General features: G+C 32.7%; 11 protein-coding genes and 1 pseudogene. 6 read left to right on the top strand and 6 right to left on the bottom strand.

Features of this window, described 5'->3' with window-relative positions:
- Positions 1 to 66 precede the first annotated feature (66 nt).
- The 3 genes from QLQ94_RS00825 to QLQ94_RS00815 all read right to left on the bottom strand — a co-directional run bounded on the left by QLQ94_RS00825 (position 67) and on the right by QLQ94_RS00815 (position 3,881).
- Complete coding sequence (locus QLQ94_RS00825; RefSeq protein ID WP_482498859.1) at positions 67 to 2,556, bottom strand: DUF5686 and carboxypeptidase regulatory-like domain-containing protein; 2,490 nt, start codon at positions 2,554 to 2,556, stop codon at positions 67 to 69.
- Positions 2,557 to 2,712: 156 nt separating this feature from the next.
- Positions 2,713 to 3,126 carry a type II 3-dehydroquinate dehydratase gene (gene aroQ / locus QLQ94_RS00820; RefSeq protein WP_271335234.1) on the bottom strand — a complete coding sequence of 138 codons (414 nt, stop codon included), beginning with the start codon at positions 3,124 to 3,126 and terminating at the stop codon, positions 2,713 to 2,715.
- Between the two features lie 188 nt (positions 3,127 to 3,314).
- Positions 3,315 to 3,881 (bottom strand): porin family protein, encoded by a 567-nt coding sequence (locus QLQ94_RS00815; protein ID WP_271335233.1) that lies wholly within the window; start codon positions 3,879 to 3,881, stop codon positions 3,315 to 3,317.
- A gap of 283 nt (positions 3,882 to 4,164) precedes the next feature.
- On the opposite strand from QLQ94_RS00815, the gene QLQ94_RS00810 reads away from it, so the two are divergent.
- The 5 genes and pseudogenes from QLQ94_RS00810 to QLQ94_RS00790 all read left to right on the top strand — a co-directional run bounded on the left by QLQ94_RS00810 (position 4,165) and on the right by QLQ94_RS00790 (position 8,730).
- Positions 4,165 to 4,428, top strand: a complete 264-nt coding sequence (locus QLQ94_RS00810) for a hypothetical protein (protein WP_271335232.1) — start codon at positions 4,165 to 4,167, stop codon at positions 4,426 to 4,428.
- A 307-nt stretch (positions 4,429 to 4,735) separates the two neighbouring features.
- Positions 4,736 to 5,314, top strand: a complete 579-nt coding sequence (locus QLQ94_RS00805; RefSeq protein ID WP_271335231.1) for a porin family protein — start codon at positions 4,736 to 4,738, stop codon at positions 5,312 to 5,314.
- A 185-nt stretch (positions 5,315 to 5,499) separates the two neighbouring features.
- Positions 5,500 to 6,087 (top strand): annotated as a pseudogene (locus QLQ94_RS00800) (porin family protein).
- An 80-nt stretch (positions 6,088 to 6,167) separates the two neighbouring features.
- On the top strand, positions 6,168 to 7,064 hold the full coding sequence (xerD, locus tag QLQ94_RS00795) for a site-specific tyrosine recombinase XerD (protein WP_271335283.1): 897 nt from the start codon (positions 6,168 to 6,170) through the stop codon (positions 7,062 to 7,064).
- 145 nt (positions 7,065 to 7,209) lie between these two features.
- Complete coding sequence (locus QLQ94_RS00790) at positions 7,210 to 8,730, top strand: PAS domain-containing sensor histidine kinase (RefSeq protein ID WP_271335230.1); 1,521 nt, start codon at positions 7,210 to 7,212, stop codon at positions 8,728 to 8,730.
- A gap of 277 nt (positions 8,731 to 9,007) precedes the next feature.
- On the opposite strand, the gene rny is transcribed toward QLQ94_RS00790, so the two are convergent.
- From rny to QLQ94_RS00775, 3 genes are all read right to left on the bottom strand, one after another.
- Positions 9,008 to 10,570 carry a ribonuclease Y gene (gene rny / locus QLQ94_RS00785; RefSeq protein WP_271335229.1) on the bottom strand — a complete coding sequence of 521 codons (1,563 nt, stop codon included), beginning with the start codon at positions 10,568 to 10,570 and terminating at the stop codon, positions 9,008 to 9,010.
- Positions 10,571 to 10,778: 208 nt separating this feature from the next.
- A complete protein-coding gene (locus QLQ94_RS00780) occupies positions 10,779 to 11,072 on the bottom strand; it encodes a cell division protein ZapA (protein WP_056246511.1) in 294 nt (97 codons plus the stop codon).
- A gap of 6 nt (positions 11,073 to 11,078) precedes the next feature.
- Positions 11,079 to 11,369: a hypothetical protein gene (locus QLQ94_RS00775; RefSeq protein ID WP_271335228.1), complete on the bottom strand. Its 291-nt coding sequence runs from the start codon at positions 11,367 to 11,369 to the stop codon at positions 11,079 to 11,081.
- A 179-nt stretch (positions 11,370 to 11,548) separates the two neighbouring features.
- Here QLQ94_RS00775 and QLQ94_RS00770 point away from each other — a divergent pair, with 179 nt between their 5' ends.
- A complete protein-coding gene (locus QLQ94_RS00770; protein WP_482498856.1) occupies positions 11,549 to 13,234 on the top strand; it encodes a M23 family metallopeptidase in 1,686 nt (561 codons plus the stop codon).
- Positions 13,235 to 13,236: the final 2 nt, after the last annotated feature.

The following is a 13,236-nucleotide window of genomic DNA, read 5'->3' as shown; positions in this document are numbered from 1 at the left end:
CGTGAAAATCGTGATGTGATTTCTCCTTCGTCGAAATGACAAGATTGTGCTTATTTAGATAGAAGCCTAATTCAATACATTTAGAATCTTCAAGCCAAAAACAACACCATTTTGCTGAATTCCGCCTTGATAAGAATGAACATAATCCAATCTGAATATCTTGAATTTTCCAAAGCCTAAATTGTCTAAACCAACAGTAAATTCAGTATAAGGTTTCCTGTCCGGAATTGCCAGGGAGTGAAATCCAAGATTCATCGTTGATTTTAAAAGATTCAGCAAAGGAATCTTGTTCATGATAAATCCCGTATCATTATGTTCCAGATGCATTTCAAAATAACTGTCATTTGTACTATTGGCGTAATAAGGCATTAGGTTAAAAACGTTTAGGTAGCGCTCACTTGTGCCAATATGAGTTTGATTTCCGTTAAAATGTCTGTAGTCGATAAAAGAAATATTTTCGGCATTAAAGAATTTTCCCGCTCTTAAATTCATGCCAAGAATTCCTTTGTTTCCTAACGATAAATCGTAAAGAAAAGAAGCTCCAATTCGTTCAAATTCGTACTTTTTCTCGCTTGCCGCAAATGCTTTTTCAAAAGCTAAAAATACTGTCGGATATTTTTCGTCCTTAATATTATATCTTCCATCAGGTCTTGAAATGTATTTATTGCCAAAGTTGATTCTGGTACTTAGAGCGGCTTTAAATAAATGATGAGGATCAAATGCCGGCGTTGTAAAATCATTTGGCGCTAACGGATTATTAGAAGAATAGACATCGTCTCTTTTAAAGAAAGAGTAATCGGTTGTATTAAAAAGGGTTTTTCGTTGTTCGTATGCTACTTTTCCAACGATATTAACGCCATTCAGAATGTTTTGCGAGTAATTGATCTGGGCAAATTCCAGATTATACAGCTTCATGTAATTGTCGTTAAAAAATAAAGAACTTATAGAATTGATAAGCTTGCTGATAGGTTCGAAACTATTGAATTGCGCTGTTTTTGTTCCTCCTGAAACTCCAATAGTAGCATAATTGATATTATTAAATTTATGATTGAATTCTCCAACCGCCCTAAAACGTTCGTCTGAAAAACCGTAATTAAAAGTAGTACTGATCGAAGTGCTTTTTCCTTGTTCTTCATTCCACTTTTTAAAAGAAAAACCAGAATCTAAATTAAACCCCTGAACAGTATTAAAACTCAATGATGTGATATTCAATAAACCTTTGTATTCAAAAGAATGCTTCTTGAAAGTATTCTTGTAATCATAGCCCATTAATATATCCAAAACCTTAAACTTGTTGTTTTTTGCATCAAGCGAATCAGTATATTTTTGGGATTTTCTAATTGTTTGAAGACTGTCTTTTTTTGTGTAATCCGTACTTTCTTCAATCGTTAACGGAATGGGTCTGATTTGATTCCAAAAAGCATCGTCTTTTTTATTCGCATTAAGTTCGAACGCAACAACTTCATTTCCAAAAGTCTTTTTTTCAAACGAAGCAGGGAACTCATAGTTTGAATATACATAATTGAATTTCCCCGAGAATTTTACACCAAAAATACCTGCACTAAAATCCAGGGTTTGCGCATTTTTTGTCCAAATTTTGTTTTTTGGATTATAACTAAAGCTTTGTTTTAAGTTCATTACTTCAGTGAATTCATTTTTCATGCGGTATCCTTTTATGACTAAATCTATGGCATAAATGGCAAAACTATCATCGACTATATAAATGTAACCTTCAAAAACAGGTTCCTTATCACGTTTAGGAATTACTTTGATTTTGTAAATCTGTTGATTATTATCGTCATAAAAACTCCCCTCAAGTTTGTATTTGTAATAGCTGAAAGCATTATCTGCAATAGGGGAGATCAGCTTAACGTCAAAGTCCAGCGTATTGTCATAAAAATCGTAAGTCGATAATGAAGCGGTATTGTAACTATAACCCTTGTTGTTTCCGGATATTTTAGAAGCAATGATTTTCTCTTTTAATTTGTCCGGTTTTTCGAAAATAATTTTCGATATGGTTTCAGATAAGTATAAAATTCCCGATCCCGTAGAATCCAGATTTGATGCCATGTCAACTCCAAGATCTACTTTTTTGCCAAGAATTTTTTTAGGTAAATCTTTGACTTTAAACATTCCTTTAGAATAAAAATCAGCCGTGTATCGTGCTGTTTTATCTGAATTGTCTTTTTTGTTCGCAATAGCATTTTTTATGATTGCAATTGCCGGATTATTTTTGGGATCAATTACGACTTCGTTTAATGCAAAACTTTCTTCATGCATTTTTACATCCAACGTAAAAGTTTTCGAATCAGGAGAAACTGAGATTTTTTGTGTTTTGAAGCCTAAATACTGAAAAGTAATCTTGTTCTTGCCCGGTTCTTTTACGTTAAGTTGATATTTTCCCTGTTCGTTAGAAGTAGTTCCGCTATAAGTGTTTTCTTCAAAGACAGAAACAAAAGGCAGCGGATTACCCTTTTCGTCAGTGATAGTTCCCTTTATTTGAGCAAAATTGGAGATCGAAAAAAATAAAAAGGCTAGTAAAGTATAGTTTTTCATGAAAGTGGTTTCTCTCACAAAAATAGAATAAGTTAAAAACGAGCCTATTAATTATTTGTTAAATTGTTTGTCAGGCTGAGCGGACTGAAAGCTCTCTCATTTTCAATAGTCTTCGACTTCTCTCAGGGTGACATTCGGTTAGAAAGTTATAAGTATTTACAGGAATGACTGAATGGCCAATTCGTAGCTTTTTAATCCAAAGCCTAAAATTACACCTTTCGCGTTTCCGGACAAATACGATTGATGTCTGAAACTTTCGCGGGCATAAGTATTCGAAATGTGTACTTCGATAACAGGAGTTGTAACCGCTTTTATAGCATCGCCTAAACCTATTGAAGTATGAGTATAAGCACCGGCATTCAAAATAATTCCGTCATATGTAAAACCATGTTCCTGAATTTTTCCAATCAACTCACCTTCTATATTACTTTGGTAGTAAGAAAGTTCTATGTTAGGGAATTTAGTTTGCAGCGTTTCAAAATAATCTTCAAAAGTTTGGCTTCCGTAAACTTCCGGTTCTCTTTTTCCTAATAGATTCAAATTGGGGCCGTTGATTATAGCGATTTTCATATTTTAAAGATATTTTGTGCGAGTTAAAACATTTAGTTTTTTAAACCATATAAGAAATAGAAGTTCAATTAAGCTAAATTAATTTTATTGGTTGAAATTGTTTTTGAAATTGTCATAGAACTTGGTAAAAATAAAAAAACCGTTCTAATTAATAGAACGGTTTTCTTAAAAGTATGTGATAAATTTTTTTAGAACAACATTATTCCAGCTGAAAGTTGTATAACAGAGTTTCTTACATTTGCATCTTTTGATGCTTCTGTAAGTCCGATTCCATAACGAGCTTGCACAAAAATACTTTCTGTAAGTTTTAGACCTAAACCAGCATTAAGTCCGAAATCGAATGTTTTAGTGTCTCCAAGGTTAACATTATCTTTGTCGCTTACTAAAAATTGAGCTTGTGGTCCCACCTCTAAGCTAAATGATTTACTTAAATAAATTTTAGCCATTACCGGAATAGATATATATCCCAAGTCATTTTTTACTTCTTGGTTCACATCTTTAAATTTATAAGATGCTCCTTGAGTAGAGTATAAAAGTTCAGGTTGAATAGAGAATTTTTCTAATAATTTAATTTCAGCAACTAAACCTGCATGAAAGTTTGTTATTCCTTCTTTGTCAATATTCTGACTTGGAAATGCGTCTCCAGTTTGGCTAGCAAAGTTAACCCCTGCTTTTACCCCAATTTTTAGTAATTGTGCCTGAATTGTAGCTGATGTTGCGATGAACAGAACAGCCGCTAAAATTATTTTTTTCATAAAAGTGTTTTTAAATTTGGTATTTTTTTAATGTTATCTATTAGTCAAAACTACATTATTTTAATTTTATTGTTTTATATATAGCTTTAAATAATTAACAAAAATCTCACGTATTTATGTTTTTTATTAACCTTCGTTTTTTACTTCATTGGCTAATCTGTTGAAATTCAGCTTTTTGTTTGTAATTAAATTCTGTCTTATTTTAATGCTTTTTGTTTTTATTATGTACTTGTTTTAACAAGTATAAGATTAGTTTTGTTAGGTAATAAATAAAAACACAAACATGATAAAAAATATTTTAGCTGCTATTGCAGTAATGACAATTGGTTTTGCAAGTGCACAAGAGCAAACTAAAAAAGGAAAGTATCTTATTGAAGGTAATACTTCTTTTGGAGCAACGGGAACTGGTAACACAGGCTTTGCATTGCGTTCAGAAGATGGTACTACTTCTTGGAATGTTGGTGCTGAGGGTGGTTATTTTGTAATGGATAATTTAGCTGTAAAAGTAGGATTAGGTTATGGTGATAATGGAGAAGATTATAAGTAAAATAGAGGCTCTGAAAATCGTCTGTATTAAAGTGTTCTCCGTCACCTATCCGAGAATATCAGAGAAAAAGAAGCCGTTGTCATATTTGAAAACAACCTCTTTTGATAAACGGTTACTTTTTCAGTGCCCTCCACATGTGAGAAGGCTTTTTTAATTTAGTATGCCTAATGTGTAACAAATTGTGATTCGTTAATTAATTTTTTAACAGGATTAAGTTTCTAATTACCAATTTATTTGTTAAAATAAAAATTATTTTTTATGAAGTAAATTTTTATATTTGATTATTAATTTAACCAAAACAAATATTATGAAGAAAATTATTTTAGCTGCTATAGCGGTAATGGCATTTGGATTTACTAATGCACAGCAAACAAGATTTGGAATAAAAGGAGGTCTTAATATTTCAACTTTAGTTGGAGGAGATGTTGAAGATACTAAATCGTTAGTCGGTTTTCACGTTGGAGGTTTTGCTGAAATCAAAATTTTTGACAAATTCTTTATCCAGCCAGAGCTTTTGTATTCAACTCAAGGAACTAAGGTTGATGGTCCTTTAGGGACTGATGCAGATCTTAAATTAAATTATTTGAATATTCCGGTTTTAGCTAAATATTATATCGTGGATAAATTTAGCGTTGAAGCTGGTCCACAATTAGGTATTTTGTTATCTGCAAAAGCAAATGGTAGCGATTTTAAAGACTATACAAGGTCTGTAGATTTTGGGTTTAATATTGGTGCAGGATATAATTTTACAGATAATCTTTCTGTAGGTCTTCGTTATACTATAGGATTGTCTCCTATTACAGATAACGAAATTGATAATACAGAAGATTATTATGATAGTGCTAAAAATAGTAACCTTGCTTTATCTTTAGCTTATAAATTCTAATTACTTCTAGAAAATAAATTTTCAAAACCTTCCCTAATCAGGAAGGTTTTTTTTATTTTGTTATTTTTAAGTTGTTGAAAAACAATCGTCTAAATGAATTGTATCAAAAATAAATTTCTATATTTGTATAAGAATATTCTGTCATTATTGTTGTGTTTCTTTTTCTTTAATTTAAAATCTATGAAATGAAAAGAATTATTTTACCAATTATGGCATGTATGTTATTTGGATTTGCAAGTGCCCAATCTACTAGATTTGGAGTAAAAGGCGGACTGAATATCTCGAATTTTACAGGTTATCAGGAAGATGTTAAATCTTTAGCTGGTTTTCATGTTGGAGGATTCGCTGAAATTAAAGTGGCGAAAAAATTTGCGATTCAGCCTGAATTTTTGTTCTCGACTCAGGGTACTACTGTCGAAGGTTAAGGTGGTAATTCGAATGCAAATGTCAAAGTGAATTATTTAAATATTCCGGTTTTGGCTAAATATTATATTACAGATGCTTTTAGTGTTGAGGCTGGACCACAGATTGGGTTTTTGTTGTCAGCCAAAAGTAGAGGGGAAGATATTAAGGATTTGTTTAAATCAACAGATTATGGCCTTAATTTGGGAATCGGGTACGACTTTACGGAAAATTTTGCTCTGGGCGTACGTTATACAATAGGATTGTCAGATATAGCAGATGTTCCTGATGACATTCAGGATTATCCATTTGTTTATAATGCAAGCTTTAAAAATAGCAATTTTGCATTGTCATTAGCATATAAAATTTAATATTTACAGCAACATACTTTATAAAACCTTCTCTAATACGGAAGGTTTTTTTATGCCTAAAAATGTTTTACTTTGTAAGTATGAATTGGAACAGCTATATTAAAGATTATCAGTCGTATTTGCGAATCGAAAGAGGATTGTCGAAAAATACAATCGAGAACTATGGCTTTGATATCGAACGATTATGTTTTTTTTTAGAAACGAATCAAATAGAGGTTTCTCCCTTGAAAATTTCAGATGAAACCGTTCAACAATTTATATATGCTGTTGCAAAAGAAGTGAATCCACGTTCGCAAGCCCGTATTATTTCAGGTTTAAAAAGTTTTTTTGGCTATCTTGTTTTCGAAGATTATAGAAATGATAATCCATTAGAATTAATCGAAACTCCAAAAACAGGACGTAAACTCCCCGATACTTTATCTGTTCAGGAAATAGATTCGCTTATTGCAGCTATTGATTTAAGTACAAACGAAGGCGAACGAAATCGTGCTATTATAGAAACATTATACGGTTGCGGACTTCGGGTTTCGGAGTTGGTTTCGCTAAAGATTTCCGATTTGTTTTTTGACGAAGGGTTTATTAAAATTACGGGAAAAGGAAACAAAGAACGTTTTGTACCAATAGGAAAATATACCCAAAAATACATGCAGATTTATCAAAAAAATATTCGGGGAACCCTAACGATAAAGAAAGGTTTTGAAGATACTTTATTCTTAAACCGGAGAGGAAGTCAGCTCACACGGGCTATGATTTTTACGATTATAAAAGACCTGGCTGTGAAGATTAATCTAAATAAAAATATAAGTCCGCATACGTTGCGACATTCTTTTGCAACGCACTTACTCGAAAATGGCGCTGATTTAAGATCAATTCAGTTAATGTTAGGGCATGAATCGATTACAACTACTGAAATTTATGTTCATTTAGACAGAAGTTTTTTAAAAGAAGTAATGCATTCTTATCATCCCAGAAAATAATTTTATGTGAAGACCTGCCTTTTTAAGTGAAAATTTAATATATTGTGTAAGGTTTTGTGTTAATCTTTAAATAGGAGAGGCATAAAGTGGTTCTTTTTCGTTGAGATATTATTCGAAATAATTGAATCTACTAAATAAGTGATATATGGTTTTTGATTTATATGGAAATGAGGATTGCTTAGAAGTAAATAATTTTTATAAAAAGTTGTTTGCAGAAATGCCTGATTTACTTTTTCAGTTTGTTATTGATTGTGATAACAATTATACTTTTCCTTTAGTCGGTAAATCGGCTGACGAAATCTTTGAGCTTGCAGCTGATATGTTTTCAAATAATCCCAAGCTAATTATTTATGACAGGATTTTTCCTCAGGATCGCGATTTCTTTTTCCAGTCCCTTGTAAAAGCAAGAAAAGAAGTAAAGCCATGGGATATTGAATTTAGGGCAGTTTTGCCTAAGAAAGGATTGCGCTGGTTTAAAATTTCGTCTAAAACTGAATTGGCTCACGATGGTTGTGTTAGTTTTTATGGACACGTTTCTGATATTACGGAGCTAAAGGAAAAAGAAGAAAAACTTCGTATATCCGAAGAACGTTTTCAGTTTGCTCTTGAAGCCGGGACAGCAGGAATTTGGGATTGGGACATGGTTACCAATACTGTTTTTTACTCTTCATTATCATTAAAAATTTTAGAATTAGAATCAGCAGATATTTTTGATGATCCTGAACGCTGGGACAAGATTGTTCATCCTGATGATTTGCCAAAATATTACTCAGATATTCAGGAACATTTTGACAATAAGATTCCGTACTACGAAAATTATCATCGTGTAATGACTTCCAGTGGTAATTATAAATGGATTCTGGATCGCGGAAAAGTGATTAAAAGAGACGAAAATGGTAAACCATTACGGGTAATAGGTACACATACCGATATTTCTTTGCAAAAGGAAAAAGAATTAGAGCTTTTAAAAACGATGAAATTATATAGTGATCAAAATAGCCGACTGGTTAATTTTTCGCATATCGTTTCGCATAATCTAAATACTCAGGCAGGGAATATAAAGTCTATTTTAGATTTTATTGATGCAGATGTAGATAAACAAACTGTTAGCGAAATGTTGGAGCATTTACGAACAGTTTCTAATGATTTGAATGATACAATAGCTAATCTAACGCAGATTGTAAAAACGCAGAGTAATATTAATATAGCGGTTACTCCGTTAAAGCTCTCTGATTATATCGATAAAACAATCTCTACAATAAAAGGATTTGACAAACAGAAGAATGTAACGATTATAAATAATGTGCCGAAGTATTTGACTGTAAATTTTAATCCGGCGTATATGGAAAGTGTGCTGTTGAATTTTGCGACGAATGCCATAAAATACGCACATCCTGATCGTGATCCGGTTATTGTTTTTGATTTTGCCATTGAGCCGGAAGGTTATAAATCATTAAAAATTACAGATAATGGTTTGGGAATAGATTTGAGTGTTTACGGAGAGTTGTTATTCGGAATGTATAAAACGTTTCATAAACATCAGGAGGCCCGGGGAATTGGTTTGTATATTACCCGAAACCAAATTGAGGCCATGAAAGGAAGTATTTCTGTAGAAAGCGAGGTTGGAGTAGGGACGAGTTTTAAAATTGTCTTTAATGATCTTTAAAATTTATTTAAAGACATAGAAATACTGGTTTTAACGAAGAAAGCACAAAGGTTTTTCGCAGAGTTACCTAAGATTTAAGTTGTGTTTACGCAATCTAAGTTCGCAAAGCTTCGTGGTTTTAACGTAGCATATTTAAAAAAAATTGCAATCCCTGTGGTAATTTTTTTTCTCTCCACAGGTTTTTTATTTATAAAATATAGGCAACGTTGCCTTTGGTGCAAAACAATAAAGGCTATCCGGTTAGGATAGCCTTTGTTGTTTTTATATAATGTTGAGATTACTTAGCGATATTAACAGCTCTTGTTTCTCTAATTACTGTTACTTTAACCTGACCCGGGTAAGTCATTTCAGTTTGAATTTTTTGTGAAATTTCAAAAGATAAGTTTGCTGCATTATCATCAGAAACTTTTTCACTTTCTACAATTACACGAAGTTCTCTACCTGCCTGAATTGCGTATGCATTTTTTACACCGCTAAATCCGTAAGCTACTTCTTCAAGATCTTTCAAACGTTGAATGTATGAATCCAGAACCTGACGTCTTGCGCCTGGTCTTGCACCTGAAATAGCATCACAAACCTGAACGATAGGAGAAAGTAATGATTTCATCTCGATCTCGTCGTGGTGAGCTCCAATGGCATTGCAAACTTCTTCTTTTTCACCGTATTTCTCTGCCCATTGCATTCCTAATAATGCGTGAGGTAAATCACTTTCAGTATCCGGAACTTTACCAATATCATGAAGTAAACCTGCTCTTTTAGCCAGTTTTACGTTTAAGCCAAGTTCGGCAGCCATGATACCACAAAGTTTAGAAACTTCTCTGGAGTGTTGCAATAAGTTTTGTCCGTAAGATGAACGGTATTTCATTCTACCAACAACTTTAATCAATTCAGGGTGTAAACCGTGAATACCTAAGTCAATAACAGTACGTTTACCAACTTCGATAATTTCGTCATCAATTTGTTTGGCAGTTTTAGCAACAACCTCTTCAATTCTTGCCGGGTGAATACGTCCGTCAGTTACCAGTTTGTGCAATGCCAAACGGGCAATTTCTCTACGAACCGGATCAAAACAAGAAAGAATAATAGCTTCCGGTGTATCATCAACAATGATTTCTACTCCTGTTGCAGCTTCAAGAGCTCTAATATTACGACCTTCACGACCAATAATTCTACCTTTTACATCATCAGATTCAATGTTGAATACTGAAACGCAATTTTCAACTGCTTCTTCAGTTCCAACTCTCTGGATTGTATTAATGATGATTTTCTTAGCTTCTTGTTGTGCAGTAAGTTTAGCCTCTTCAATCGTATCCTGAATATGAGACATTGCTTTACTTTTAGCTTCGGCTTTTAAGCCTTCTACTAATTGTTCTTTTGCTTCTTCGGCAGAAAGTCCTGAGATTACTTCAAGTTGTTGTAATTGACTTTTATGTAATTTGTCAACTTCAGTTTGTTTTTTGTCTAAAACCTCGATTTTGTTGTTGTATTCTGCTGTTTTAGCTTCAAAATCATCGTTTACTTTTTTAGCTTTCGATAATTCATTTGAGATTTGAGATTCCTTATCGCGAACTCTTTTCTCCACTTCTGCTACTTTTTTATCTCTTGATAAAATAACTTGCTCGTGCTCAGATTTTAATTCGATAAATTTTTCTTTCGCCTGAAGGATTTTATCTTTTTTAATGTTCTCGGCTTCTAAATTAGCATCTTTTAAAATTGAAGAAGCCTCTTTTTTTGCGTTCTTGATTAGATTAGAAATATTGCTCTTTTCGATAATTTTAGCGATTGCAAAACCTGCTGCAATCCCTATAATACCTGAAATAATGATCGTTATTATGTCCATGTTTGTTAAAATTTATATATAAAAAAAGCCTACATTAATTGCTTGAATAAACTCGTAAAGACAAGTTTTGAGCTAACTCACTGTTCAAGTTTCCTTGCCGAAGCATGGCATACTATAGTAGCGAAGATTCACTCACTTTAATTTGTTAGTGTTGAGTTTACCAATTGTGAACTAATGTAGGCAGTATCTTAGTTTCTGTAAAGAACGTTTAATTTTCGAGATATTGATCTAATAGCGAATTTAATCTTTTAATTCTTTCAATGGTTTCTTCTCCATCGATTGCGTTATCAATTTGTTTTTGCTCTACTTGTGATGCAAATTGCAAGGCACACATAGCCAGAACATCTTGTTTGTCACGAACCGCGTAACTTTCTTCGAATTGCTTGATCATAGCATCAATTTTTTTAGAAGCACTTCTAAGTCCCTCTTCCTGACTTGGTTCAACCGTTAATGGATAAACTCTGTCTGCAATTGATATTTTAATTCTAAGCTTTCCGTCCATGTCTTTCTAGTCTGATAGTTGCGCTATACAGTAATCGATTTCGCGAATTAATGAATTTATTTTAAGCTTTGTCTCTCTCTTGTTATTGTCGCTGCCAAGTAATGAATTAGCGATTTTAAGGGTTTCATATTGCTTCTTCAAAGCCTCCATTTCTTCAGATTGTTTCTGGATAATTTGCGCAGCTTTGGTTAGTTCTAATTGTAAAACCTGATTGTTTTTCTCCAGGCCTTTTGATTTCTCAAAAAGCTTTTCAACTTTATATTCAAGAGTATCAATTATTTCTGCAATTACACTCATTGTAAATCCTATTCATTACTTAATCATACAAAGTTAGTATTCCTTTTTATTAATGCAATTTTTTATCGATTTTTTTACATTAAAAATAACCAAATAAATGAAATTCAATCAATTGTATTTTTGTAGCTTTATACTCGGATTTGGCTTCTTTATTTTTTATCTTAGCAAAAATGTTGCTTATGAAATTCTCACTACTCACCCTATTTTTTTGTCCGTTTATTTTTGCTCAAACCCAATATCCTAAAGATGATTTCCTCGCTCCGCTTGATATTCCTATGCAGCTTTCCGGTAATTTCGGGGAGTTGAGACCCAATCATTTTCACGCAGGTTTCGATTTGAAAACCAATCAAAGAGAAGGATTAAGTGTACATGCAATTGCGGATGGATACGTTTCGAGAATAAAAATTTCTACTTTCGGAAACGGAAAATGCATCTATATTACACACCCAAACGGATATACTTCGGTCTACGGACATTTGCAAACTGCCGTTGGTCCAATTCAGGATTATGTAAAAAAAACGCATTATAAAGAAAAAGCATATGAAATCGAAATGTTTCTGAAGCCAGGTGAATTGCCGGTTACAAAAGGACAAATAATTGGACTTTCCGGAAACACAGGTTCTTCTGAAGGACCGCATTTGCATTTTGAAATTCGCGATTCTAAAACAGAATTTGTTATTAATCCGATATTCTTCGGGTTTGATAAAAATATAAAAGACACGAAAAAACCTACTGTTTCAAGTGTTTATGTATATCCGTTAGATAATTCGACAGTCAATCAGTCTAAACTGCCTTTGCTGCTGAATCTCGCATTGCAAAAAGACGGAACCTATCTGGCAAGTAAAGTAAAAGCAAACGGAAAAATTGGTTTTGGAATCTCTGCGGTAGATTATGATAATGTTTCGTTTAATAAAAACGGGGTTTTTAATGTCTCTACTTTTTTTAACGGAAATCAAAATTATAATTATCAGTTCAATACCTATTCATTTGATGAGATGCGTTATGTAAATGCTCTGATTGATTATGCTAAATATAAAAAATCAGGTCAGCGCGTTCAGAAACTTTTTATGAAAACGCCTTTTGCATTAAGCATTATTAAAACGGATTCTCTTCGCGGAATTGTTCCGGTTAAACCAAATTTAGCTTCGACGTACAGAATTGAAGTTTCGGATTATTTCGGAAACCTAAGTTCTATTACAGTTCCTATTGAATATGATGCTGCAACGCCAATTGTAAAAGCAGAACCAATAACGTCAAAGTATTTTATTAAAGTCAATAAAGATTCTAATTTCGAAAAAGATAATATGTCAGTGTTCTTTCCTGCAGGAACTTTTTATGATGATTTTAATTTGAATTTTGATGTCAGAAATAATCGAATATATATTCACGACGATACTGTGCCGGTTCATTCTAATTTTACCATAACGATAAAAGATGATTCGTATCCTGAAGCATTGAGAGATAAGCTTTTTATTGGTAGAAATGGTTCTGGTTATAATGGCACAATTAGAAAAGGAGATGTTTTTACAGCCAAATCAAAAGTATTAGGGCAATTTGGACTTGTGCTCGATACGATTGCACCAACAATTAAAATTTTAAAGCCTATTGAGGATAAATGGATTAGTGACCAGAAAAAAATTGAGTTTGTTATTAATGATTCTTCTTCAGGGATTAAATCTTATAATGGTTATTTGAACGGAAAATGGATTTTGTTTGAGTATGAAAATAAAACGAAAAAAATCACACATACTTTTGATGAGTCCTTACTTGCAGAAGGAGCCAACGATTTAAAAATTGAAGTCACTGATAATGTGGGCAATTCTGCTATCTTTGAAGCTCATTTTTTTAGAAGCCAACAAAAATAAAA

This window comes from Flavobacterium sp. B114r (assembly GCF_056824125.1).
This window is presented reverse-complemented; position numbering and strand designations above follow the sequence as displayed.